Raw genomic sequence first — 23,756 nt, 5'->3', positions numbered from 1 at the left:
AGAGCCGTCGCCCGGTCGTCGTCCCGGCGGGTCAGGGGCCGGCGGGTCAGGGGCCAGGGACGGCCCTGGCGCGGGGGTTGCGCTCGAAGGCCGACCAGAGCGGAGACGAGCAGTAGGTGCAGTCGGGGCCGAAGTACAGGCCGCGGGCCTGCTCGTCGCCCATGAGGTGGAAGCGGAACCACGCGGTGACGGGGCCGTGCAGGCCGGGTATGCCGTAGTGGTCGGCGCCGCGTTGCTCGGCGTAGATGGCGGGCACCTGGGTGGCCTGGCCGTAGGTCCTGCGGACCGTCGAGGGCAGCACGATGGTGTCGTTCTGGCCGGCGTAGAACACCGCGGGGCCCCGCACCCGGCTGCCGCTGCTGAACGCGAGGGGGTAGATCGGGGCGATCGTGTCCACCCGGGGGTCGGCCCCGGCGTCGACCGCCGCGCCGCCGCCGAAGGAGTGGCCCGTGGCACCCACGTCGGCCAGGTCGACCTTGCCCTGGTAGGGGCTGCCGGCCCGCCCGTTCTCGGTGGTCAGGTAGTCGAGTCCCCGGAGCATGGGGCCTCCGGTGCCCGCGTTGCCCTCCGCCGCGGCGACGATGAAGCCGTGCGAGGCGAGGTGGTTCAGCAACGGGGCGTACCGGTCGAGGCCGGAGCGGGCTCCGTTGTTCCACAGGATGACCGGGTGTGTGGTGCATCCGAGGGTCCCCAGGTCGGTCGGCCGGAAGACGGTCGTGCCCCGGCCGTTGGAGGCGGAGCTGACGGCGAACGGGCCGGGGGCGGCCCACTGGCCGTTGACCGACGGGCAGGTCGAGGCCGTCGCGGCGGCCGTGGCCGTGCCCGTGGTGCCGCCGGCCGCCAGCAGGGCCAGGGCCGCGAGCACGGTGCCGATGCGGCGGCTCGGGTGACGACGTTTCAGGGCGCGCGGAAGGAAGGGCATGTTTCTCCTCTACTCAAGAAGGGCTGTACGTCGGTGAGTTGGGCGGCGCGCCGCGTGATCAGCGGGGCGGCGGTCTGGCCTGCCTGTCTCAGCAGGCGGCCGAGACGTGGTCGAGGCGCACGGGCGCGGCCGTGCTGTTGACGACGTCTTCGACGGTTGTGCCCGGGGCGGTCTCCACCAGGGCCAGGCCGCGGGGTGTCACGTCGAGAACGCCGAGGTCGGTGATGACGCGGTGGACACACCGCTCACCGGTGAGGGGCAGGCCGCACTCCTCCACGATCTTCGGGGTGCCGTCCTTGGCGGTGTGGTCCATGAGGACGATGACGCGGCGGGCGCCGTGGACGAGGTCCATCGCGCCTCCCATGCCCTTGACCATCTTGCCGGGGATCATCCAGTTGGCGAGGTCGCCGTGTGCGGAGACCTGCATGGCGCCGAGGACCGCCGTGTCGATGTGCCCGCCGCGGATCATGCCGAAGGACAGGGCCGAGTCGAAGAAGGCGGCTCCCGGCAGGACGGTGACGGTCTCCTTGCCCGCGTTGATCAGGTCGGGGTCGACCTCGTCCTCGTACGGGTAGGGGCCGGTGCCCAGGATGCCGTTCTCGGAGTGCAGGACGACGTGTACGCCGGGTGCCAGGTGGCCGGGGATGAGGGTGGGCAGGCCGATGCCGAGGTTGACGTAGGAGCCGTCGGTGAGTTCGGCGGCGGCTCGGGCCGCCATCTGCTCGCGGGTCCAGGTCATCGGGAACGGACCGTCCTTTTCTCGATCTGCTGGTCGGCCGCCTGCTCCGGCGTGAGCTGTACGACGCGTTGGACGAAGATGCCGGGTACGTGGATGTGCTCGGCGGCGAGTTCGCCGGGTTCGACCAGTTCCTCGACCTCGGCGATGGTGATGCGGCCGGCCATGGCCGCGAGCGGGTTGAAGTTGGCGGCGGCCCGGCGGAAGACGAGGTTGCCGTGCCGGTCGCCCCGCCAGGCCCGCACGAGGGCGTAGTCGGTGGTGATCGCGTGCTCCAGGACATACGTGTGTCCGGCGAGGACCCGGGTTTCCTTGGGCGGGGAGGCGACGGCGACCGTGCCGTCGGGGGCGTGGCGCCAGGGCAGTCCGCCGGCGGCGACCTGTGTGCCGACGCCCGCCGGGGTGTAGAAGGCCGGAATGCCCGTGCCGCCTGCCCGCAGCCGTTCGGCGAGCGTGCCCTGGGGGACCAGCTCCACCTCCAGTTCTCCGCTCAGGTACTGGCGGGCGAACTCCTTGTTCTCGCCGACGTAGGAGCCGGTGACGCGCGATATGCGGCCTGAACCAAGCAGGATTCCCAGGCCGCGCCCGTCGACGCCGCAGTTGTTGGAGACGACTTCGAGGTCATCGGCGCCCTGCTCGTGCAGCGCCCGGATGAGTGTGTCGGGTACGCCGCTGAGGCCGAACCCGCCGACCGCCAGTGTCGCCCCGGCGGGAATGTCGGCCACCGCTCGTGCGGCCGACGCCATCGTCTTGTCCATGGAAGTGGGAAGGCCCTTCGTGTCGGCGTGCGGAGGAGGGCGGCGGTCCGGCTGAGTGCCGGGCGCTGTCAGGTGCGGCGCCCGGTACCCCCGGCGCACACCCTCCTTGACGGGGCGGTGTGTCAGTCGTTCTCGTGCGCGGTGATGAAGGAGCGCATCTTCGCCAGCGCCGTGGCGTTGGAGATGATCGAGAGGTGGCTGGGCGCCATCGGCCCGCTCATGAGGTAGTTCTCGTCCGCGCCGGCCAGTTTCGCGGTATCGGTCGGTGTGGCGTTGTAGTCGGCCGTCGACCTGATCGTGAGGTAGTCGATCTTGTCGTTGAAGGGGACCTCGGAGGGGCTGTTCAACGCCTGGAGGAACGGGGTGTTCGGGGAGGCGAACTGCTGGCAGGACACGTACCACTGACAGCCGTTGTTGGTGGTGCCGTGCTGCGGTCCGGCGAAGCCGATGTACTGGGAGACCTTGTCCGCGCCGTCGAGGTTCTTGATGTAGTACCGGGCGGCCAGGGTGGAGGCGGACCACGTGGCGAGGACGACCTTGTCGGCCCCGGTCTGGCCGCGTACCTGGTCGACCTTGGTTGAGAGCTGGCGGGCCGCCGCGGCCAGGTCCTGCGTCATGGAGCTGCTGTCGGTCCAGGTGAACAGCCGGTTCGCGGGCCAGCCGTTGCTCTGCAGGTTGGACTTCATGGTGTTCATGTTGGCCGGTGAGCCGGTCATGCCCGGGATCATGATCACGGGGTCGTGTCCGGCGGCGGGAGCAGGCCGGGGCGCCGCGTCGGACGTCTGGGAGGCCAGGCCCAGCAGGCTCGTGGCCAGCAGGGCGGCGACGGAGGCGCTGAGCGCCCGGCGCCTGGGAGTTGCTCGCCGGGTGCTCGTGTGGGCCGGTGCCGTCCCGCTGGGCCCGGTGGACGTAAACAGCATGGGGATCTCCTTACCGTCGTGCGGTCGCCGAGTGCTGCTGTGCGGCTCGTACCTCGTAAGCACTCGGAGAGGCGCCGACAGGGCTGGGGGGTGGTGTGGCACAGAACACGCTAGGACCGCCTGTCGCGGGGGCAGATGGGCGCAGCACACGTCTTTCACTGCCCGTGGTGTGCGCTCGGGCCATTACGTCCCGGCCTCGTTGGCCGGGATGTGCGCGCACCGCCGACGTCGGGGTGGCCGTGGAGGCGGGCTGGCGCGCACCGTCGGCGCCGGGCCGTGCGAGCGGGACAGGTGTGCATCGGACACACACGCGGCGCTCCGCGTATGTGCGCCGCCGCTCTCGTGGCGGTCTGGCGGGGCGGCATACCGTCGTAGCGGACCGGCGGGGCTGCAACGACCGCGAGGTGTCCTGGGTGGCGCCCGCCGTAGCGGGCAGCCACCGGGCACACGGGCCGCCGGCCGTGAACCCACGCTCCGCGGCTGCGGCTCCCGCGCCTCTCGCCGTGCGTCTCCCGCTCCCGAGGACGCACTTCCGCACCGGCATCCGCCCAGCTCTCTCGGAGGACAGACAATGACCCGGTTCGGCATCATCGGCGGCGGACTCATGGGGCACGGGATCGCCGTCGCCCTCGCCCAGGCAGGTCATCGGGTGGTGGTGTACGACGCGGACCCCGCGACGCTGGCCTCGCTCGATGAACGCATGGTGCGGGCCCTGGAACGCTGCGACATGCCGCCCGGTGATGTCGGTCTGGTCACCGCACGCGTCACAGCGGCGGAAACCCTGGCCGATCTGGTGCCGCGGGTGGACACCGTGATCGAGGCCGTGCCCGAGCGCCTGGACGTCAAGCAACAGGTCCTTGAAGCGCTGGAGGCCAAGATCCCGGCCGTGCTGCCGGTGTGGTCCAACACCTCGGTGCTCTCGCTCACCGAGGCGGCCAAAGGCATGCGGCACCCACAGCGGCTGGTGGGCGTGCACTGGTGGAACCCGCCCTACCTCGTTCCGCTCGTCGAGGTCGCCCCGGGCGCGGAAACCGACCACCGGTTCGTACAAGAAGCCTGCGACGCACTGAACGGCATGGGCAAGACGACCGTGCGCCTGCACCGCGACGTCCCGGGGTTCATCGGCAACCGGCTCCAGTTCGCACTGGTACGGGAGGCCCTGCATCTGTTGGAGCAGGAAGTCTGCGACCCGGCGACGATCGACACGGTCGTGCGGTCGAGCCTGGGCCTGCGCTGGGCGGCCGTGGGCCCCATGGAGAACGCGGATTTCATCGGGCTGGACCTGACCAGGAACATCCTCGACGCCCTGGCGCCCCATCTCTCGGCCGCTGTCACCTTTCCCGCGCTCGACAAGCCTCTCAGCGCCGGCCATCGAGGCCGCGCCTCCGGAGCCGGGCTGCTGACCTGGCAGGCCGGGCGGGGCGAAGAAGTGGCACAGCGCCTGGACAACGGCATCCGCCGCAACCTCGCCCAGCCGTAGGGCGCCCCGCGGCGCCCTTCCCTCAGTGCCTGCCCTCAGTTCTTCCCCGCGATACCTATTCCGCGGTGTCTCTGCCTCGTTACGGCGCCATACTTGCCGGGCCGCCTGGAGCACGGCTCGACGGGAGGATCGATGGCACACACCTACGGCACGTCGTACCTGCAACTGCTGCTCAATGACACCGAGATCGACGCCTTCGACGAGATACTGGCGCAGGCCCGCGCCAAGGGGGAGCCGACTGACCGGCTCGACGCGCTGGAGCAGGAACGAGCCGTCGCGCTGCGTCTGCGGGACAGGCTTCTGCGCCACCGCCGCAACGAGGCGGAGCTCCACCTGCTCAACGACACCGCGAACGACCTGGCCTCCCTGCGGGATCTGGACTCCATCCTCCAGGCGATCGCCGACCGCGCACGGCGGCTGCTCGAGTGCGACCTGGCCTACATCAGCCTCAGCGACCGCGGCCGGGGCGACAGTTACATCAAAGCGGCCGCCGGCAACATCTCCGGCCTGCTGCGCGAACTGCGGCTGCCCGTCGGCACCGGCGTGGGAGGGATCGTCGCGCGGACCGGTGAACCGTACGCCGTCGCCACGTATCTCACCGACCGATCCTTCGCCCACACCCCCGAGATCGACAGAACGGTCGCCGCCGAGCGGATCGAGTCCCTGCTGGGAGTGCCGGTCAAACTCAGCCAAGGGGTGATCGGAGTCCTCCTGGCCGCACACCGCAGTCAACAGGAGTTCAGCAGCCGGGACATCAGCGTTCTGACCATGCTCGGCTCACACGCGGCCGTGGCGATCGAGAACAACCGTCTGCTCAGCGCCGCCCAGCAGGCCGTGGCGGAGCTGCGGGTCGCCAACGACACCATCAGCTCCCACATGGCCGACCTGGAACGCACCGCCGAGGTCCACGAACGCCTCACCCGGCTGGTGATCCAGGGCAACGACGTCGACGAAGTCGTCCAGGCGACCGCGGCCGCGGTCGCGGGCACGGTGGTCGTACTCGACGAGGAAGGCACTGTCGTGGCCCGGTCCTGCGGCCAGGAGGCGGTACCGGCCGACGAACTCGGCCGGCTCAGCGCGGACGCCTGGCAGGCCGGACACACCGTGATCCGCGCGACGCGGTGCGCCGTCCCCCTGATCACCGAATCCGAGCCGCTCGGCACGATCATCCTGAGCGCCACCGCACAGGTCGACGTCACCGACCGGCGCATCCTGGAGAGGGCCGCCCTGGTGGCCTCCCTCGTGCTCGTCACCCGTAGACGCATGGCGGAGGCCGAAGCGCGCGTACGCGGAGAACTGCTCGGCGACCTGCTGGCCACCTCCGGCAAGGACCACGACCTGCTGCGGCACCGGGCCGCCCTGCTCGGTGTCGACCTCGCCACCTGCCGCACCGTGGTGGTGGCCCGGGTCGCCGACGAACCGCGCGAGCGCGTCCGTGCCGCCGCCGCGACCATCGCCCGACGCTCCCACGGCCTCGCCACGTTCCGGCGCGACAACGTCATCCTGCTGCTGCCCGGAGAGGACACGCAGTGCGTGGCGCGCCGGGCCGTCGACGAACTCGCGCGGACCTCACGCCACCCGATCACCGCGGGCACGGCGCGAGCCGCGGACGTCGGCCACGTCGCCGCCGCCTTCCACGAGGCGGACAACTGCCTGCACGCCCTGATCGCCCTCGGCAGAGCCGGCGAGATCGCCGACACCCGCGGACTCGGCTTCGTGGGAGCCCTCTTCAGCGGCGAGCCGGCCACCGCCTCGTTCATCGACTCCGTCATCGGCCCGGTCATCGAGTACGACCGCACCCACCACTCCGACCTGGTCCACACACTCGACACGTACTGCCGCACCGGTCAGCACGCCCGCAACACCGCACACCTGCTGCACCTGCACGTGAACACCGTCACCCAGCGCCTGGGCCGGGTGGGCCGGCTCCTCGGCGCCACCTGGCGCGACCCGGAACGGCTCCTGGAGATCCAGGTCGCCCTGCGCCTGCTGAAAGTGAGCAAGTCGTAGGGCCCCTCCCCCGGGGCGCGGGCACACTTCACAGGGCGCCCCTATGTGCGTCCGGCCCATACCGTCCATGGCGGCACGCTTCGTAGCCTTTGCGCCTCGTGACATGAGGCACGAGACACGAGGCACGAGGCATCAGCGACGGAGACGCCATGAAGAAGACCATCGCCGCGACAGTGCTCGCCTGCGCTCTGGGCAGCGGCACCCTCCCGCCTCCGGCAGCACACGCCGCCCGGCAACCGGCCGACTGCGGCAGCCTGCGCGGCCTGCGGCTGCCCGCCTCCGTGATCGGACTGCCCACCGGGGGCGGTGAGGTGAGAGCGGCGGACACCATCTTCCCTTCGGGCAGCGGCTCTTCGGGCGGTGACTCTTCGGGCAGCGGCTCTACGGGCAGTGGTTCTTCGGACAGTGGCTCTTCGGCGACCGGCGCGTACTGCCGTGTCGAGGCCGTCATCCACCCGGTGGACCCCACGGCTCCCGACATCACTTTGCGCGTCGCGCTGCCCCGGCAGTGGAACAAGAAGTCGATGATGTTCGGCGGTGGGGGCTACGACGGCACCATCCCCGATGTCACGGGCAACGTCCCCTTCGGCCCGGTCGGCCACCCGCGCCCACTGGCCCGTGGTTACGCCACTTACGCCGGCGACTCCGGCCACCAGGCGGCCCCCGACTTCACACCGACCCCCTCCCTGGACGGCTCCTTCGGCCTCAATGACGAGGCCGTGCGCAACTTCGCCGGCGACGCGCTGAAAAAGACCCACGACGCCGCGCGCCACATCATCCGCACGCACTACGGCACCGCCCCCGCCCACACGTACTTCGCCGGCGGTTCCAGCGGCGGACGCGAAGGACTCGCCGTCGCCCAGCGATGGCCCACCGACTTCGACGGCGTCATCGCCGCCTACCTCGCCTGGAACGCCGCGAGCCTCAACCTCTTCTTCGGCTACGAGGCGCAGCTCCTCTCCCGTCCTGGGGCCTTCCTCGACCCGGCCGAACAGGCGCTTCTGCACCGCGCCGTCATCACATCCTGTGACGGTGACGACGGCCTGCGCGACGGCGTGATCTCCCACGAGGCGGGCTGCCGCTTCCAGCCCCGCACCCTGCGCTGCCCGGGCGGCAAGGACGCGAGGGACACCGGCAGTTGTCTGTCGGATCGCCAGATCCGCGCCGTCGAGGCGCTCTCCTCGCCACTGCGCTGGAAATACCGCCTGGCCAGCGGTGAGCGGGGCTATCCCGGCTTTCCCTTCCTCTCGGGCGCCGACATGAGCACTCCCCTGCTGGGCGTGGGCACCCGCGCCCCCGGCCATCCGATGCCGAAGGACAGCGGCTACGGCGTCCAGTTCTGGGACCAGTGGGCACGCTACTTCGTCACCCGCGACCCGGCACACGACGCGCTGGCCGTGAACCCCCGCCGCCCCGGCCCCTGGCAGCAGCGCATCAGCCGTCTCTCCGCCCTACAGGACGTCAACGACCCCGACCTGCGCCGTTTCGCCGAGGCAGGCGGAAAGCTCCTCCTGCTGCACGGCACCGCCGACGAACTCGTCAGCCACCGCTCCACCGTCGAATACTTCCGACGCGTCCACGCACACATGGGTGCACGTGCCACCGGCGCCTTCGCCCGTCTCTACCTCATCCCCGGCGCCAACCACGTCAACGTCGACGCGTCCTTCGCGGCGAGCTACGACTCGCTCAGCGCCCTGGAGAGCTGGACCGAAGCCGGCAAGGCGCCCGTACGGCCTGTCGTCATCGACTCCATCCCCGCCCACGACGCCCGCACCCGGCCGCTGTGCGCCTACCCCTCCTGGCCCAAGTACCGCGGTCACGGCGATCCCGCCTCCGCGCACAGCTTCACCTGTCACAGCACGCCGCCCCCGACCTGACCCGACCCGGTATGGCCGCGGTGAGGACATCCCCGCAGGATCAGTATGCGCCGCGCACATAACGGATAGCGGGCCACCGATCCCACTCTGACGCAAGAGCGCAGACAGACATCGCCACCCTCCCGAAAGTGGTGCCTCACATGCCGTCCCCACCCGCAGTCCAGCCCGAGACTCCCAGCAGCCTCAAGAAGATCGTGGCCGCCAGTCTCATCGGCACCACCATCGAGTGGTACGACTTCTTCCTCTACGGCGCCGCCGCCGCACTGGTGTTCAACAAACTCTTCTTCCCCGACTCCGACCCGCTGGTCGGTACGCTCCTGTCCTTCTTGACCTACGCCGTCGGCTTCGCCGCCCGCCCCATCGGAGCCCTCGTCTTCGGCCACTTCGGCGACCGGCTGGGCCGCAAGAAGCTCCTCGTGTACAGCCTGCTGATGATGGGCGGCGCGACCTTCCTGATCGGCCTGCTCCCCACCCACGCCACCGTCGGCTCGGCCGCCCCGCTCCTGCTCACGGCACTGCGCCTGGTCCAGGGCTTCGCCCTGGGCGGCGAATGGGGCGGCGCGGTCCTGCTCGTGGCCGAGCACGGCGACGCCCGACGGCGCGGCTTCTGGGCCTCCTGGCCGCAGACCGGGGCGCCGGCCGGGCAGTTGCTGGCGACGGGTGTCCTCGCCACGCTCACGGCGACGCTGTCGGACGCGGCCTTCGACTCCTGGGGGTGGCGGGTGCCGTTCCTGCTGTCCGGCGCGCTGGTGCTCGTCGGGCTGTGGATTCGGCTCTCCGTCGATGAATCGCCCGTGTTCAAAGCCGCCCTGGCAGCAGCCGAACGCCGCAAGGCCGTCCACGCCGCGGCCGAGAAGCCGCCCATCCTCGCCGTGCTGCGCGACCATTGGCGCGACGTCCTCATCGCCATGGGCACCCGCATGGCGGAGAACATCTCCTACTACGTCGTCACCGCGTTCATCCTCGTGTACGCGACCGAGCACGCCGACACCAGCAAACAGACCGCACTCAACGCCGTCCTGATCGCATCCGGCGTCCACTTCGTGACCATCCCCTTGTGGGGCGCCCTCTCGGACAGGATCGGGCGCCGCCCCGTCTACCTCATCGGCGCCCTGGGCATGGGGATCTGGATCTACCCGTTCTTCACCCTGGTCGACCGGCAGTCCTTTCCCGCCATGATCACTGCCGTCACCGTGGCCCTGCTCTTCCACGGCGCGATGTACGCCCCGCAGGCGGCATTCTTCTCCGAGATGTTCGCCACCCGCATGCGCTACTCCGGAGCGTCGATCGGCGCCCAGTTCTCCTCCGTGGCCGCCGGAGCCCCGGCCCCGCTCATCGCCACCGCGCTGCTCGCCGAGTACAACAGCGCGGCGCCGATCGCCCTTTACGTGATGGCCGCCGTCCTGCTCACCGTCATCGCCCTCGGCTGCGCCGACGAGACCCGCAGCCGAGATCTTTCCGAGGCAGGAGGGTACGAAGCCGAGCCGACGTCAGCGGGTGATGAACCGGTTCGTACGGCTTGAACGTCTGAAGCCTGAGGGCTGAGGGCTGAGGTATCTGGTGTCCGGATCACCCCCGGCAGAGCCGGCCCTGACCTGCCCATCGAGCCAGCGGGCGTACGCAGAGAAACACGACGCCCGCTGATGCTGTGCGTGAAGTCCAGGGCGGCCGCTTCGGCCGTACGCGAGCACGAGCAGGCCCGGAGGCGATCCCGCTACGGCTGGCCCCCGCGGCAACAGCCGGCTGCCCCGGCCGCGCACGCCCGGCAAAGCAGACGGCGCTTAACAACTACCCACTACCCGCTACCCACTCCGCCCGCGCAGAGCATCGCCCAGTACCCAGCATCGCCCAGTGCCGAGCGGAGGAAGACGGCGTCCCGTACAACCTTTCAGCCCCGGCAGCGGTCTCAGCTTCGCTGAACCCGCGCGCCACCCGGCCACGTATCTCGCCTCGGCGCCGGATCACCAGCCAACCCAACCCCACCGCCTCACCTTCTCACCCGCTCCGCCTCTCGACACGCAAGGAACCGCAACACCCATGCGCATCCGCACAACAGCCACGCTCACCACCTTCCTGGTGGCGGGCCTGACCCCCCTCACCCTGCCCGGCGCGGCAGCGAGCGCCGCGCCCGCCAAGCACGGCGACGACTTCAACGGCGACGGCTACCGCGACTACGCGTATTCGAGCTTCAGCGCCAGAGACGGCGGCGGCGTCACCGTGGTCTTCGGCACCGCCGCCGGCCCCGGCTCCAGGGAGCAGCGCATCACCCAGGCGAGCCCGGGCGTGCCCGGCGCCGACGAGGCCGACGACATGTTCGGCGAGGTACGGGCCGCCGCGGACTTCGACGGCGACGGTTACGGCGACCTCGCGGTGGGCGCCACCGGCGAGAACGGCTCCCGCGGCGCCGACGAGGGTGCCGTGACGATCCTGTGGGGCTCCGCCTCCGGCCTGTCCAAGGGCACGACGCTCCCGAACAAAAGCCCGGGCCGCTACAACCAGATGGGCAAAGACCTCGCGACCGGCGACTTCAACGGGGACGGCAAGCAGGACCTGGCCGTCATCAACGAGTCCAAGACCTACGTCTACCGCGGCCCGCTCAAGCGCTCCGGCGCCACAGGCACCGTGACCAAGCTCGACAAGACGGCAGCCTTCTCTGCCACCGCCCTGATCTCCGGCAAGGTCAACGGCGACAAGAAGACCGACCTCGCGATCATCGGCGACGTGGTCAACCCCGAGAAGATCGCGTCCGACGCCTGGTTCATCAAGGGAGGCGCGAGCGCGCTCACCCCGGGCAAGACCCTGCGCCTGGAATCCGAGGCCAGTAACGGCGGCAGCACCGATCGCGGCGGCGACGGTGTCATCGCCGACTTCGACAAGGACGGCTACGGCGACATAGCCATCGGCACCTCCCTCTATTCCCGGCACAAGGGCCGCGTCAGCGTCTGGTACGGCTCGGCAGGCGGCCCGTCCCGAAGCGCCCGCCTCACCCAGACGACGAGCGGCGTGATGGGGTCCCCGGAGAACGACGACGAGTTCGGCTCATCCATCTCGGCAGGCGACACCAACGGCGACGGCTACGCGGACCTCGCGGTCGGCGCGCGGGGCGAGGAGATCGACGGCCACGACTACGCGGGCGGCGTACACGTGTTCAAGGGCCGAAAGGGCGGCCTGTCCGGCGCCGGTTCACAGTGGTTCGCCCGCAACACCCCCGGTGTGCCGGGCCCGTTGACGTCCGACGACCAGTTCGGTGCCCTGGTGCGGCTGCGCGACACCGAAGGCGACGGAACGGCTGACCTGTATGTGAACGGCGCCGACAGCGCACGGCTGCCCGGTTCGCCCACCGGCATCACCACATCGGGTGCGAGGAAGTACGACGCGGCACCCATCAGCAGCTTCTTGCAGTAGCCCTTCCGAGAAGCCCGGTGACACGGCCGGGGCGGGAGCCGTCATGCTCCCCGCCCGGGCCCCGGCACCGGTGGGGGGCCCGACCCTCCGCTCCGCGGGCGAGGGCGGGGGTGACGCCGAAAGCCCCCAGAACGCACGCTTCAGCTCGCCTCGGCGTATGGCTCGGTGCGAGGTCGAGGGTCTCCCTCGGGATCTTTGCTGGACAGTCACGTCGAGCACGGTCGCGATCGGGAGCAGGCGACATTGAGGCCGCAGTTGGTGACTTGGCCCGCCATGCGTTCGCAGCGGCGGCGGTATGCACCAGGCAACGGTCCGGTCGTACGGCGCGCGCTCGGGGAAGCCGGCGGTGCCGCCGGCGACGTGGCCGCGGGTGTGGTCGAGGCCGCGCACGTGGTGCATGAGGGTGGCCCCGGCCATCCGGGCGAGCGCCCCGGCCGGAAAGTCACATGATCCGGCGGAGAGAACCTAGGTGAGCGTCTTCCCGAACGCGTGGACGTGCCCGGTGAGGGCATCGAGTTGTTCTTGCTGGTGCCGGTACCGCAGTCACCCCGTACGGAAGTGGTGTCGATACCGGCATCGTCGCTGTCCAGGACGTCGACGCAACCTCGGGTCAGCCTTGCACCACCGCCGGGTCCATCCACATGACCTCGAAGTGGTGACCGTCCGGGTCCTGGAAGGAACGGCCGTACATCTGGCCGTAGTCCTGGGGGTCCTTCGCGGGTGAGCCGCCGGCGGCGAGTGCGCGGTCGCACAGCTCGTCGACCGCCTCGCGGCTCTCGGCGCTCAGACAGATCAGTGCCTCATTGGCGACCCTCGCGTCGGCGATCGGCTTCGAGGCGAACTGCTGGAACTTGTTCTCGGAGAGCAGCATGACCACGATGCTGTCACTGATCACCACGGACGCGGTGTTCTCGTCGCTGAACTGCGCGTTGATGGTGTATCCGAGCTCCGTGTAGAACTTCTTCGCCGCGTCGATGTCCTTGGTGGCGAGGTTGATGAAGACCATCTGCTGGTAGGCGTGCTCCGTCATGCCGTCCACTCCTGTTTCGAAGAGATCGTTGTTACTCGTGAAGTATCGGATGCCTGTGACGCATCGGATGCTTGTTACGCAGGGATAGACGGCGGGCCGCGGCCAAACTCATCGGCCCTCGGAGGACTTTTTTTCGCAACTCACCTTCCAGGCCCCTCGCGCCGGCCGCGGCACGGAACGGTCAGCGCGTCGGCAGGCGGTGCAGTACGACCTCGCCGAGGGCTCCGTCCGCCGCCACACACGTCATGTACGTACGGTATGGCTGCCGCCTGCGGTCCGTCGGCGAGCCCGGGTTCAGCAGGCGCAGCCCGCCGGGCGCCTCGGTGTCCCAGGGGATGTGACTGTGGCCGAAGACCAGGACGTCGAGGTCGGGGTAGAGCGCGGCGCAGCGCGCCTCCCGGCCGCGGGCCGCCCCCGTCTCGTGGACGACGCCGAACCGCAGGCCACCCAGCCGGACGCGGGCCACCTCCGGCAGCCGCGCGCGCAGTTCGGCGCCGTCGTTGTTGCCGAACACGCCGACCAGGCGGCGTGCGCGTCCCTCCAGCAGGTCCAGCGTGGCCACGTCGACCCAGTCACCGGCGTGGATGACGACATCGGCCCGGTCCACCGCGCGCAGCAGCTCGTCGGGGAGCCGCCTGGCGCGCAGCGGCACATGGGTGTCCGAGACAAGCAGCAGCCGTACTCGGCGGGCCGCCATACCGTGCGTGTCATCGTCCATCTACTGTCTTCTCCTCTCGCAGTCCTCTCACAGCGGGACCCCCGGGAAGCCGCCGACACGACGATCGGCGCCCGCTGGCCACCCCTCCCAGCCTGCCCCGAACCACTTCGGCGAGCGACTCGGCCCTGCACGGTCAGGGAGCGTCACCACTCCCGCCCGCCCCGCGGTGATGAAGCACCCCGATGAGCGTGGCGAGGTCGGCGGCGCCCCTCGGATCATCCGCGTAGCGCGTGGTCTGAAGGGGGCCGACCTGGGAGAGGACGACGCCTTCCCGGGCCAGGACGTGGACCAAGGTCAGCAGGGCGGCGCGGGCGTTGCCATCCGTGAAGGGGTGGAAGAACGCCACGTCGAGATAGGCGCGGGCCGCGCGAGCCGCCAGTGGGAGGTCCGGGGTGGTCGCCTCGCGCAGGCAAGCGGCGAAGTCGGCCTGGGTACGCGGCGTCAGCCCGTAACGCTCGCGGCCGGCCTTCGCGTGGGCATCCGTCACGCGGAACGGTGCCTCTCGCACGCCGAGGACCTCGCGCTGCCAGCCGGCCAGCAGGGCGAAGGTCAGTGGCGCGCGGCGTGCGGCATCGGACCGGGCCACGGCGTGGGCGGCGAGCAGCCGCTCGGCGCGCACGGGGTCGCGGCGGCACACCGGCCCTTCGCACCAGGCCTGGAAGCCGTCGCTCGACGGCGGGACCCGTCGGAGGGCCGGTGCGTGTCGCCAGTCGGTCTCACGACGCACGCGCAGCCAGACCGCGAGACTGTCAGCGGCGGTCATGGAGATCCTCCAAAGCCGCTCTCTCGCGGTGGTCGTGGTAGGGGGCATGGCCGGTGAGGCCGACGGCGAGGTCCTCGCCGACGGATTCGATCAGTGTCCGTTCGGGGGTGACCCAGCTCTCGAACCGGCCGCCGATCGCGCTCTCCACCGCTCGCCCCGCCTCGGCCTGGTCCATGCCGGCGTGGGTGAGGAACCAGCCCAGAACTATCGAGGCCTGCCCGTGCCAGCCGCCCTCCGCTCCCGAGTCGAGTACGTGCGTCACGAGCCGGACGCAGGCCCGCTCCAGGTGCCAGCTGCGGTCCTCGGGTGAGGCGTCCGGCGGTGGCGCCAGTTCGGCGAACCGCTCAGCCGTCCGCTCCAACCACTCCCGCCACTCCAACAGCGCGGCCACGACGCGTGTCGCGGTCTCCTCAGGGGTCGTCACCGAGGTCGGCCCGCTGACCCAGCCACCGATGGGTCCGCCGTCGAGGTAGCACCAGTTCCAGCCCCAGGCCCAGGGGCCGTATCGCTCCCGGATGATCGCGTCGACCTGACGTTCGCACCAGCGCTCGCCCTGCCACCAGCCGGCCTGACCGGAGAGCACGGGAGGCACCCACTCGCGGACCAGTGAGCGAAAGCGGGCCTCCTCGTCCTCGTCCCAGGCGAACGGGTGGCGGGTCGGGTCGAAGTCACTCCAGTTCCGGATGTCCTCGTAGGTGATGACAGGCACCCGGTCCTCGGGGAAGGGCGAGGTGTCGCGGTGGTACGTCAGCGCTGGCCACTCTTTCTGTTCGAGGTGATCGACCCATCAGCTCGGCCCGAAGTACCGCGCGTCGCGAACGGCTTCACCGCGTCTTGGCGCAGAGGTACGGGCGGGCCAGCAGGAGAGCCGTCCCGGTCAGTGCGATGCCGAAGTACACCGGCGCCAGGTGGAGGAAATCCGTGTAATGGATCGCTCCGTGCACCACGACGGCGGGCAGGAAGCCCGCGGCGGCGGCCGCCGCCAAGGTCCAGAAGACCCACGCCTCGCCCCGCCGCCAGCCCCACGCGCTGAGCAGCACGATGGCGACCGCGGCCGACATCAACGCGCCGCCGAAGCCCGCGCGGTCGTGCGCGATGAAGGGGACCAGGCGGGGGTTGACGCCGTCCAGCGACGCGGTGCTGATTCCCATGAAGGTCAGGTCGCTCGGTACGAAGACACCGGTCAGGCCGACCACGGAGATCACCGCTCCGCCGACGAAAAGGCCCGCCCCGGTGACGATCATCAGCAGCTGTCCGATCAGCGCCCTTCGGCGCTCCGGCTCCGGTCCCTCGGGCACCGGGCGCCACCTCGGTGTGTGCGGGGCGCGGCGGACCGCCGCCACGTACATCGGGAACAGCACGACGCTGGTGGCCGCGTGCAGGGGTTCCACGAACCCGGTGGCCAGAAAGTACAGCAGGGTGGGGAAGCCGACCGCCCCGGAGAGCAGGTACACCTCGCGGGCCCAGGGCCACCCGCGTCTGATGCCGCCCACGGCGAGGCCGGTGTAGAGGGCGCCGATGGCCACCATCGTGCCCGCCATCGTGATGCGGTCGTGCTGGAGGAAGTGCACGAGATGGTGGTTGGCGGCGTGCAGCTCGTGGACCGTCATCCCGAGGTAGTCGCGGTCGTACCAGAGCAGCACGGGCCCCAGGGTGATGACGGCCGCGCCGAACCCGGCGCCGGTCATGCCGAGTCCGACGAGCAGCCCCCACCACCAGGCGGGCCAGCGCCGGGGGTCGCGGCCGACGTCCCGCAACCGTGGGGCGGGCGTGGTGGGTGTGGCCGCCTCGGTGACGCGTGCGAACCAGCCGGGACCCGCCGCGACGAGCACCTCGGGGCCGGCGAGCACCGCGGCTCCCGGTTCCGCCAGAACGGTCGCCGCCGCGGTGACCGACGGGTCACCGACGCGTACGAGGTGCGCGTCGTCGTCGTGGGTGAACCCGTCGACGTGGGAACCCAGGGCGGCCTCGGCTTCCGGGTCGGCGGCGCGCACCACCACGGGGATCGAGCGGTCGGCGGCGGCCTCGCGCACGGTCTCGATGTCGGCCGCCGCGACGGGCCCCACCTCGACGAAGCCGGCTCCCAGCGGCGGCATGGCGCGTATCACGTCACGGGCGAGCGGGGGCGAAACGGATATGCCGAGGCGCACGGCCACGGGCACGCCGGCGACCTTTCCGGCGAGCCGCTCGGGAGGATGGCGGTGCCCGAAGCCCCGCGCGATCAGCCGGGCGCCTCCGGGGCGGGAGCCGATGGAGGCCAGCAACCGCAGCGCGGTCAGCTGGGAGCGGCGTCGGCCGAGTACGGCGGCCGCGGCGCCGCGCAGCGGGTGGTAGGTCCAGTCGGGCATCAGCGGCCCTCCCCCGCCGTGGCGGGAGCGTGGGTGCCGGGCGGGCTCCAGTGGAGCACCGGCGCCATGGACCGCAGAGTGGCCCGTGCCGGGAGCAGCCGCGCGGCCGCGTCGCGGAGCAGCACGGCAGGTGGCCAGGCCAGCTGGCCGACCGTGCCCAGGCGCGCGGAGCGACGCGTGATGGCCTGGGTCCGGGGGCGGCGCAGTCGGTCGTACGAGCGCAGCGCCGCGTCGGTGCCGGCGGTGGTGCCGAGACAGTGGGCGAGGGTGACGGCGTCCTCCAGCGCCTGGCACGCGCCCTGGCCCAGGTTGGGGGTCATGGCGTGTGCCGCGTCGCCCAGCAGCGCGACCCGGCCGCGGACGAAGGTGGACAGGGGCGGCAGGTCGTACAGATCGTGCCGCAGTACCGCGTCGGGAGGGACGGCGGCCAGCAAGGCCGGGACAGGATCCGGCCAGTTCCCGAACCGGCGCAGCAGCTCCGCGTACTCGGACGTGCCCAGGGCCGTCGCCTGGGGCAGCGTCACTGTGGCGAAGACGTACGTACGACCGCCCGGCAGCGCCGTGAAACCGAACCTCTCCCCGCGCCCCCAGGTCACCGCGCCCTCGGCAGGTGGCTCGGCGAGGGGCTCGGTCACCGCGCGCCAGGCGGTGTAACCGGCGTAGCGCGGGGCGGGGGCCGCGGGCCAGAGGGCCCGGCGAACGGGGCTGCGCAGACCGTCGGCGGCGACCACGAGGTCGGCCAGGGACTCGCCGTTGCGATGGTCGACGACCAGGCGGCCGCCCTCTTCGCGGACGCCCGACACCTCGCTGCCCGGCTTCAGGCTCCGGGAGGGCAGGGCCTCCCGGAGCGCCCGCAGCAGCTCTGCCCGATGCAGGACCACCAGCGGGTGACCGAAGCGTCGGGCCAGCTCCGCGTTGTCCGTACGAGAAAGCCAGCGGCCCCTGCGGTCCCGCACGCCGCCCGTGGCCTCTTCGGCACCGAGTGCTCGTACGGTGTCGGCCAGGCCGAGGGTGTCGAGTGCGCGCAGCGCGTTCGGCCACAGGGAGATGCCGGCGCCGATCTCGGTGAACTCCGGTGCCTTTTCCAGGACTTCGACGTGCCATCCCTGTTGGTGCAGGGCGATGGCCGCGGCCAGACCACCGATCCCGCCGCCGACGATGGTCGCTGCGCGCTGTGGCATGGGCCCTCGCTTCACCTTTACGTTCTTGTGAGGGTGCCGCCCCGGAACGGCGGCCGTTCGCTCCGGTACTCCAGCGAACACACGCTCGGCACGCCCCCCATCCGAGTGACACCTTGAAGCAGCATGGTGGCAGACGCCCGTCGGAGAAGTTGAGGCGGGCCAGCCACGTGCCGGCACGATGAACGCGCGGTACGCGCACTCCCGCGCTGCCGTCCCCGTCGCCTCCACACGTATGTCTCCCAGGAGGGCCAGCCGCGCCGTACGCAAGGGCAGGAACCCTTGACCTGCGGCGACACAGCCACTAGGTTCCGATCCCACTGACCCCTGGCTTCGAATGGAGGCGACCAGCAGATGCGCACCAGCTCTGACCTCGGTCGTCTCGCCCAGTGCACCGCCTGGGTTCCGGGCCGGATCGCGCACGGCTGCTGAGTACGCCGTTCTGATGTGCCCCGCTGCGGCACTCTCCGGGTTTACCGTCACCACCACCTTCCGGCACGTCGCTGTCCCGTGCCCTGCTGCGCCCGCCGCTCCGGTGAGGCGCGTCTGAACACAGAAAGCTGCCTGAAATTGGCGAACATGAATGCGACCGAGCACGCACCGGAACGGACGCCCGAACCGATGCCCGGCACGACCGGGGCGCGGATGACGGTGAACGGGACGGAGACACCGATCTCACCGTGCGCACCCCACACCACGGCGCTGGACTTCCTGCGCGAGCGCGGCCTCACCGGCACCAAGGAGGGCTGCGCGGAGGGCGAGTGCGGCGCCTGTTCCGTCATGGTGGCCCGCCCCGGGGTGCACAAGCCCACCGACTGGGTGGCGGTCAACGCCTGCCTGGTTCCGGCCGCGGCGCTCGACGGCCAGGAGATCGTCACCGCCGAAGGGCTCGCGACGGCCGGTGAGCCCGGCACGGCGCCCGCCCTGCATCCCGTACAGGAGGAGATGGCGGTCCGCGGCGGCTCCCAGTGCGGCTACTGCACACCGGGGTTCGTCTGCAGCATGGCCGCGGAGTATTACCGCCCGGGCCGCTGCGAGCATTCCGCCGCCGCCACGGGGACGGCTCAGAGCGCAGACGCCGAACATGGGCCCAACGGCTTCGACCTGCACGCCCTCAGCGGAAACCTGTGCCGTTGCACCGGCTACCGCCCCATCCGTGACGCCGCGTTCGCCGTCGGGGCACCCACCGACGACGACCCGCTGGCCCGGCGCCGCGAACTGCCCCCGCCCGCGCCGGTCACCACCGAACACGCCCGGGACGGCGCGGTGTTCCTGCGCAAGAGCACCCTGGCCGAGACCCTGAGGGTGCTGCGTGAACGGCCCGACGCCGTCGTCGTCGCCGGCTCCACCGACTGGGGCGTCGAGGTCAACATCCGTGCCCGACGGGCGGATTGCGTCATCGCCATCGACCGGCTGCCCGAACTGCGGGAGCTGCGCGTCGAGTCCGACCACATCGAGATCGGCGCGGCACTGACGCTCACCGAGATCGAGCGCCGTCTGGACGGCGACGTCCCGCTGCTCGCCGAACTCTTCCCGCAGTTCGCCTCCCGGCTCATCCGCAACAGCGCGACGCTCGGCGGCAACCTGGGCACCGGATCGCCCATCGGTGACAGCGCGCCGGTCCTGCTCGCACTCGACGCGTCGCTGGTGCTCACCGACGCCGACGGCGAACGCGTGGTGCCGCTGGCGGACTACTTCACCGGTTACCGGCAGAGTGTGCGCCGGCCGGGGGAGCTGATCCGCGCGGTGCGCGTCCCGCTGCCGCTGGCACCCGTCACGGCCTTCCACAAGATCGCCAAGCGGCGTTTCGACGACATCTCCAGCGTGGCCGTCGCCTTCGCGCTCGGCATCGAGGACGGGCTCGTACGCACGGCACGTATCGGCCTGGGCGGTGTGGCCGCCACGCCCATCCGCTCCCTGGCCACCGAGGCGGCCCTGGAGGGCAAGCCGTGGTCGGCGCGGACCGCCGAAGCCGCGGCCCGGGTGCTGCGCGGGGAGGGCACGCCGATGAGCGATCACCGCGCCAGCGCCCTCTACCGTTCCGCGATGCTCGGCCAGAGCCTGCTGAAACTGCACGCACAGACCACCGAGGCGGTGTCGTCATGAGTCATCTGTCCCAGCGTCCCGAGAAGCCCGTCGTCGGTGTCTCGATCCCGCACGAGAGCGCCGTCCAGCATGTCACCGGCGCCGCGCTCTACACCGACGACCTGGTCCAGCGCACCAAGGACGTCCTGCACGCCTACCCGGTCCAGGTCATGAAGGCCCGCGGCAGGATCACCGCGCTGCGCACCGAGCCCGCGTTCGCCGTGCCGGGCGTGGTGCGCGTGCTGACCGGTGCCGACGTGCCCGGCGTCAACGACGCGGGCATGAAGCACGACGAGCCGCTCTTCCCCGACGAGGTCATGTTCCACGGCCACGCGGTCGCCTGGGTCCTCGGCGAGACCTTGGAAGCGGCCCGGCTCGGCGCGGCCGCCGTCGAGGTGGACCTGGAGGAACTGCCTTCCCTGGTCACACTGCGGGAAGCCATCGAGGCCGGCAGCTACCACGGGGCCCGGCCCCTGATGGAGACCGGTGACATCGAGGCGGGCTTCGCCGACAGCGCACACGTGTTCAGCGGTGAGTTCCAGTTCGCCGGACAGGAGCACTTCTACCTGGAGACACATGCGGCGCTGGCCCAGATCGACGAGAACGGTCAGGTGTTCATCCAGAGCAGCACCCAGCACCCCTCGGAGACCCAGGACATCGTCTCGCACGTGCTCGGCGTTCCCGCGCACGAAGTGACCGTGCAGTGCTTGCGGATGGGCGGCGGCTTCGGCGGCAAGGAGATGCAGCCGCACGGGTTCGCGGCCGTCGCCGCGCTCGGCGCCAAGCTCACCGGCCGGCCGGTCCGCTTCCGGCTCAACCGGACGCAGGACCTGACCATGTCCGGCAAGCGGCACGGTTTCCACGCCACCTGGAAGATCGGGTTCGATGCCGAGGGCCGCATCCAGGCCCTGGACGCCACCCTGGTCGCCGACGGCGGCTGGAGCCTCGACCTCTCCGAGCCGGTCCTCGCCCGGGCGCTGTGCCACATCGACAACACGTACTGGATTCCCCACGCCCGCGTGGCGGGCCGCATCGCCAGGACCAACACGGTCTCCAACACCGCCTTCCGCGGCTTCGGCGGCCCGCAGGGCATGCTGGTGATCGAGGACATCCTGGGCCGCTGCGCACCGAAGCTCGGTCTTGACCCCATGGTGTTGCGGGAACGCAATTTCTACCGGCCGGGCCAGGGCCAGACGACACCGTACGGACAGCCCGTCACGCAGGCCGAGCGGATCTCCGCGGTCTGGCAGCAGGTGCAGGACAGCGCCGGTGTCGCCGACCGCCGGCGCGAGATCGCCGCGTTCAACGCCGCGCACCCGCACACCAAGCGGGCGCTGGCCGTCACCGGCATCAAGTTCGGCATCTCGTTCAACCTCACCGCCTTCAACCAGGGCGGCGCTCTGGTGCTGATCTACAAGGACGGCTCGGTCCTGATCAACCACGGCGGCACCGAGATGGGCCAGGGCCTGCACACCAAGATGATGCAGGTGGCCGCGACCACCCTGGGCATCCCGCTGCACAAGGTGCGCCTCGCCCCGACGCGCACGGACAAGGTGCCCAACACCTCCGCCACCGCGGCCAGCGCGGGCACCGACCTCAACGGCGGGGCGATCAAGAACGCCTGTGAGCAGCTGCGCGAACGGCTGCTGCAGGTGGCCGCCACCCAACTGGGCGCGAACGCCTCGGACGTACGCATCGTCGAGGGCGTCGCGCGGGCCCTGGGCAGCGACCAGGAGGTGGCCTGGGACGACCTGGTGCGCACCGCCTACTTCCAGCGGGTCCAGCTGTCGGCCGCGGGCTTCTACCGGACCGAGGGCCTGCACTGGGACGCGAAGACGTTCCGGGGCTCGCCGTTCAAGTACTTCGCCCACGGGGCCGCCGCCACCGAGGTGGAGGTCGACGGCTTCACCGGCGCCTACCGCATCCGGCGAGTCGACATCGTGCACGACGTCGGCGACAGCCTCTCCCCCATGATCGACATCGGTCAGGTGGAGGGCGGCTTCGTGCAGGGCGCGGGCTGGCTGACGCTGGAGGACCTCCGCTGGGACACCGGCGACGGCCCTCACCGCGGCCGGCTCCTGACCCAGGCGGCGAGCACCTACAAGCTGCCGAGCTTCTCGGAGATGCCCGAGGAGTTCAACGTGACGCTGCTCGAACACGCCACCGAGGAGGGCGCGGTCTACGGCTCCAAGGCGGTGGGCGAGCCGCCGCTGATGCTGGCGTTCTCGGTACGCGAGGCGCTGCGCCAGGCCGCCGCCGCGTTCGGGCCGGACGGGGTCGGCGTCGAACTGGCCTCGCCCGCGACGCCGGAGGCCGTGTTCTGGGCGATCGAGGCGGCGCGGGGCGCGTCGGCGGCCACCTCGGGGGGGCACGTGCCCGACGCGTCGGCCGAGGGCGGGAACGCCGAGGGCGGGATGGCCGGCTCTGGGGACGCCGATGCCGTCAACGCCGATGCCGGCAACGTCGACGGCCGGGGCCGGGCGGCCGGAGCCGCGGCACTGAACGGTGCCTGACATGACGTGGATCGCCGCGGTCACGCGGTTGCGGGCACGCCGGGAGCCCGGCGTGCTGGTCACCGTCGCGACTGTGCGCGGTCACGCCCCGCGCGACGCGGGCGCGAAACTCGTGGTGGGGCGCGACGAGACCTGGGGCTCGATCGGTGGCGGCAATGTGGAGGCCGTCGCGATCGACCGGGCCCGGGAGATGCTCGCCGCGGCCACGGCGGAGCCGGAGCTGATGGACTTCGCCCTGAACGACAAGGTGACCAACCGGCATGGCGTGCAGTGCTGCGGCGGCACGGTCTCGGTACTGCTCGAACCCCTGCCGGTGGTACGGGCGGTGGCCGTCTTCGGCATGGGCCATGTCGGTCTCGAACTCGCGCGCATCCTGGCCCGCCAGGACCTCGACCTCCATCTGGTCGACAGCCGCGCGGACATGCTCACACCTGGGCGGCTCGACGCACTGGCGGACGCGGTGGCGCACGTACACGTGCACCACACGCCGCTGCTGCCCGAGGAGGTGCTGGAGGCCCTGCCGCACGGCACCCACATCCTGATCATGACCCATGACCACGCCGAGGACGCCGCTCTCTGCGACGCGGCCCTGCGCACCACCCACCTCGGCTCGATCGGCCTGATCGGCTCGGCGGCCAAGTGGGCGCGCTTCCGCAAACGCCTCTCCCACGAGGGCGGCCACGACGACGCCACCATCGACAGGATCAAGACCCCGATAGGGCTGACGGACATCACCGGCAAGGAACCCGCGACGATCGCCGTGAGCGTCGCCGCGGATCTCCTGCGCACCTTCGAGTCCCAGGGGGGTGAGGGGCCGGCGCGTGTTGAAGGGAGGTGAAGCGGGCGGGCCTGTGCGTCACCCATGCGCCCTTATTCGCCTGCCCACCGCGTATGAGCGCGGCATGGGTGAGGCCCGGCCCAAGGAGAGTCGGATCAAGGCCCAGTCCTGCCGAGACGAACCGGCGCACGGCTGACGCGGCCTTCGACCATGTCGCGGCCCTGGTGGAGCTCGC

General features: G+C 71.1%; 18 protein-coding genes. 8 read left to right on the top strand and 10 right to left on the bottom strand.

What is annotated here, in order from left to right:
* Nucleotides 1-46 precede the first annotated feature (46 nt).
* The 4 genes from J2N69_RS35505 to J2N69_RS35490 form a co-directional block, all read right to left on the bottom strand.
* A complete protein-coding gene (locus J2N69_RS35505) occupies nucleotides 47-922 on the bottom strand; it encodes a poly(ethylene terephthalate) hydrolase family protein (protein ID WP_230904403.1) in 876 nt (291 codons plus the stop codon).
* Nucleotides 923-1,010: 88 nt separating this feature from the next.
* Nucleotides 1,011-1,661 carry a CoA transferase subunit B gene (locus tag J2N69_RS35500; RefSeq protein ID WP_230904402.1) on the bottom strand — a complete coding sequence of 217 codons (651 nt, stop codon included), beginning with the start codon at nucleotides 1,659-1,661 and terminating at the stop codon, nucleotides 1,011-1,013.
* Nucleotides 1,658-2,416, bottom strand: a complete 759-nt coding sequence (locus J2N69_RS35495; protein WP_230904401.1) for a CoA transferase subunit A — start codon at nucleotides 2,414-2,416, stop codon at nucleotides 1,658-1,660. The genes J2N69_RS35500 and J2N69_RS35495 overlap by 4 nt, the downstream gene beginning before the upstream one ends.
* A gap of 122 nt (nucleotides 2,417-2,538) precedes the next feature.
* Nucleotides 2,539-3,336 (bottom strand): esterase/lipase family protein, encoded by a 798-nt coding sequence (locus tag J2N69_RS35490; protein WP_230904400.1) that lies wholly within the window; start codon nucleotides 3,334-3,336, stop codon nucleotides 2,539-2,541.
* A gap of 571 nt (nucleotides 3,337-3,907) precedes the next feature.
* Between J2N69_RS35490 and J2N69_RS35485 the strand changes: the two genes are divergently transcribed.
* From J2N69_RS35485 to J2N69_RS35465, 5 genes are all read left to right on the top strand, one after another.
* Nucleotides 3,908-4,816, top strand: coding sequence for a 3-hydroxyacyl-CoA dehydrogenase family protein (locus tag J2N69_RS35485; RefSeq protein ID WP_230904399.1), 909 nt, complete (start codon nucleotides 3,908-3,910; stop codon nucleotides 4,814-4,816).
* Between the two features lie 132 nt (nucleotides 4,817-4,948).
* On the top strand, nucleotides 4,949-6,826 hold the full coding sequence (locus J2N69_RS35480) for a helix-turn-helix domain-containing protein (RefSeq protein ID WP_230904398.1): 1,878 nt from the start codon (nucleotides 4,949-4,951) through the stop codon (nucleotides 6,824-6,826).
* 149 nt (nucleotides 6,827-6,975) lie between these two features.
* Complete coding sequence (locus J2N69_RS35475; RefSeq protein ID WP_230904397.1) at nucleotides 6,976-8,703, top strand: tannase/feruloyl esterase family alpha/beta hydrolase; 1,728 nt, start codon at nucleotides 6,976-6,978, stop codon at nucleotides 8,701-8,703.
* Nucleotides 8,704-8,843: 140 nt separating this feature from the next.
* Nucleotides 8,844-10,226 carry an MFS transporter gene (locus J2N69_RS35470; protein WP_230904396.1) on the top strand — a complete coding sequence of 461 codons (1,383 nt, stop codon included), beginning with the start codon at nucleotides 8,844-8,846 and terminating at the stop codon, nucleotides 10,224-10,226.
* Between the two features lie 514 nt (nucleotides 10,227-10,740).
* Nucleotides 10,741-12,108 (top strand): FG-GAP and VCBS repeat-containing protein, encoded by a 1,368-nt coding sequence (locus tag J2N69_RS35465; protein ID WP_230904395.1) that lies wholly within the window; start codon nucleotides 10,741-10,743, stop codon nucleotides 12,106-12,108.
* 610 nt (nucleotides 12,109-12,718) lie between these two features.
* On the opposite strand, the gene J2N69_RS35460 is transcribed toward J2N69_RS35465, so the two are convergent.
* From J2N69_RS35460 to J2N69_RS35435, 6 genes are all read right to left on the bottom strand, one after another.
* Complete coding sequence (locus J2N69_RS35460; protein ID WP_230904394.1) at nucleotides 12,719-13,138, bottom strand: VOC family protein; 420 nt, start codon at nucleotides 13,136-13,138, stop codon at nucleotides 12,719-12,721.
* A gap of 181 nt (nucleotides 13,139-13,319) precedes the next feature.
* Nucleotides 13,320-13,856 (bottom strand): metallophosphoesterase family protein, encoded by a 537-nt coding sequence (locus J2N69_RS35455; RefSeq protein WP_230904393.1) that lies wholly within the window; start codon nucleotides 13,854-13,856, stop codon nucleotides 13,320-13,322.
* 133 nt (nucleotides 13,857-13,989) lie between these two features.
* Nucleotides 13,990-14,619, bottom strand: a complete 630-nt coding sequence (locus tag J2N69_RS35450; protein ID WP_230904392.1) for a Fic family protein — start codon at nucleotides 14,617-14,619, stop codon at nucleotides 13,990-13,992.
* On the bottom strand, nucleotides 14,606-15,328 hold the full coding sequence (locus J2N69_RS35445; protein WP_230904391.1) for a hypothetical protein: 723 nt from the start codon (nucleotides 15,326-15,328) through the stop codon (nucleotides 14,606-14,608). The genes J2N69_RS35450 and J2N69_RS35445 overlap by 14 nt, the downstream gene beginning before the upstream one ends.
* Before the next feature lie 115 nt (nucleotides 15,329-15,443).
* Nucleotides 15,444-16,967: a hypothetical protein gene (locus tag J2N69_RS35440; protein WP_230904390.1), complete on the bottom strand. Its 1,524-nt coding sequence runs from the start codon at nucleotides 16,965-16,967 to the stop codon at nucleotides 15,444-15,446.
* Complete coding sequence (locus J2N69_RS35435) at nucleotides 16,967-18,148, bottom strand: FAD-dependent monooxygenase (protein WP_230904389.1); 1,182 nt, start codon at nucleotides 18,146-18,148, stop codon at nucleotides 16,967-16,969. Before J2N69_RS35435 ends, J2N69_RS35440 begins: the two co-directional genes overlap by 1 nt.
* Before the next feature lie 618 nt (nucleotides 18,149-18,766).
* Between J2N69_RS35435 and J2N69_RS35430 the strand changes: the two genes are divergently transcribed.
* The 3 genes from J2N69_RS35430 to xdhC are packed head-to-tail and all read left to right on the top strand — an operon-like array spanning nucleotide 18,767 to nucleotide 23,581.
* Nucleotides 18,767-20,251 carry a xanthine dehydrogenase small subunit gene (locus J2N69_RS35430; RefSeq protein ID WP_230905011.1) on the top strand — a complete coding sequence of 495 codons (1,485 nt, stop codon included), beginning with the start codon at nucleotides 18,767-18,769 and terminating at the stop codon, nucleotides 20,249-20,251.
* Nucleotides 20,248-22,743 (top strand): xanthine dehydrogenase molybdopterin binding subunit, encoded by a 2,496-nt coding sequence (xdhB, locus tag J2N69_RS35425; protein ID WP_230904388.1) that lies wholly within the window; start codon nucleotides 20,248-20,250, stop codon nucleotides 22,741-22,743. Before J2N69_RS35430 ends, xdhB begins: the two co-directional genes overlap by 4 nt.
* A 1-nt stretch (nucleotide 22,744) precedes the next feature.
* The gene (xdhC, locus tag J2N69_RS35420; protein WP_230904387.1) at nucleotides 22,745-23,581 is read left to right on the top strand and encodes a xanthine dehydrogenase accessory protein XdhC; all 837 of its coding nucleotides are present in this window, start codon (nucleotides 22,745-22,747) and stop codon (nucleotides 23,579-23,581) included.
* Nucleotides 23,582-23,756 lie beyond the last annotated feature (175 nt).

It is taken from the genome of Streptomyces huasconensis (assembly GCF_021028635.1).
GTDB classification, from domain to species: Bacteria; Actinomycetota; Actinomycetes; order Streptomycetales; family Streptomycetaceae; genus Streptomyces; species Streptomyces huasconensis.
This window is presented reverse-complemented; position numbering and strand designations above follow the sequence as displayed.

Bases quoted from the DNA above. Each gene is read 5' to 3' on its own strand.
- J2N69_RS35435 (WP_230904389.1), bottom strand. From the start codon at position 18,148: ATGCCACAGCGCGCAGCGACCATCGTCGGCGGCGGGATCGGTGGTCTG.
- J2N69_RS35490 (WP_230904400.1), bottom strand. From the start codon at position 3,336: ATGCTGTTTACGTCCACCGGGCCCAGCGGGACGGCACCGGCCCACACG.
- J2N69_RS35450 (WP_230904392.1), bottom strand. From the start codon at position 14,619: ATGACCGCCGCTGACAGTCTCGCGGTCTGGCTGCGCGTGCGTCGTGAG.
- J2N69_RS35470 (WP_230904396.1), top strand. From the start codon at position 8,844: ATGCCGTCCCCACCCGCAGTCCAGCCCGAGACTCCCAGCAGCCTCAAG.
- J2N69_RS35485 (WP_230904399.1), top strand. From the start codon at position 3,908: ATGACCCGGTTCGGCATCATCGGCGGCGGACTCATGGGGCACGGGATC.
- J2N69_RS35430 (WP_230905011.1), top strand. From the start codon at position 18,767: ATGCCCGGCACGACCGGGGCGCGGATGACGGTGAACGGGACGGAGACA.
- J2N69_RS35465 (WP_230904395.1), top strand. From the start codon at position 10,741: ATGCGCATCCGCACAACAGCCACGCTCACCACCTTCCTGGTGGCGGGC.
- J2N69_RS35455 (WP_230904393.1), bottom strand. From the start codon at position 13,856: ATGGACGATGACACGCACGGTATGGCGGCCCGCCGAGTACGGCTGCTG.
- J2N69_RS35475 (WP_230904397.1), top strand. From the start codon at position 6,976: ATGAAGAAGACCATCGCCGCGACAGTGCTCGCCTGCGCTCTGGGCAGC.
- J2N69_RS35500 (WP_230904402.1), bottom strand. From the start codon at position 1,661: ATGACCTGGACCCGCGAGCAGATGGCGGCCCGAGCCGCCGCCGAACTC.
- J2N69_RS35480 (WP_230904398.1), top strand. From the start codon at position 4,949: ATGGCACACACCTACGGCACGTCGTACCTGCAACTGCTGCTCAATGAC.
- J2N69_RS35495 (WP_230904401.1), bottom strand. From the start codon at position 2,416: ATGGACAAGACGATGGCGTCGGCCGCACGAGCGGTGGCCGACATTCCC.
- J2N69_RS35440 (WP_230904390.1), bottom strand. From the start codon at position 16,967: ATGCCCGACTGGACCTACCACCCGCTGCGCGGCGCCGCGGCCGCCGTA.
- J2N69_RS35505 (WP_230904403.1), bottom strand. From the start codon at position 922: ATGCCCTTCCTTCCGCGCGCCCTGAAACGTCGTCACCCGAGCCGCCGC.
- J2N69_RS35460 (WP_230904394.1), bottom strand. From the start codon at position 13,138: ATGACGGAGCACGCCTACCAGCAGATGGTCTTCATCAACCTCGCCACC.
- xdhB (WP_230904388.1), top strand. From the start codon at position 20,248: ATGAGTCATCTGTCCCAGCGTCCCGAGAAGCCCGTCGTCGGTGTCTCG.
- xdhC (WP_230904387.1), top strand. From the start codon at position 22,745: ATGACGTGGATCGCCGCGGTCACGCGGTTGCGGGCACGCCGGGAGCCC.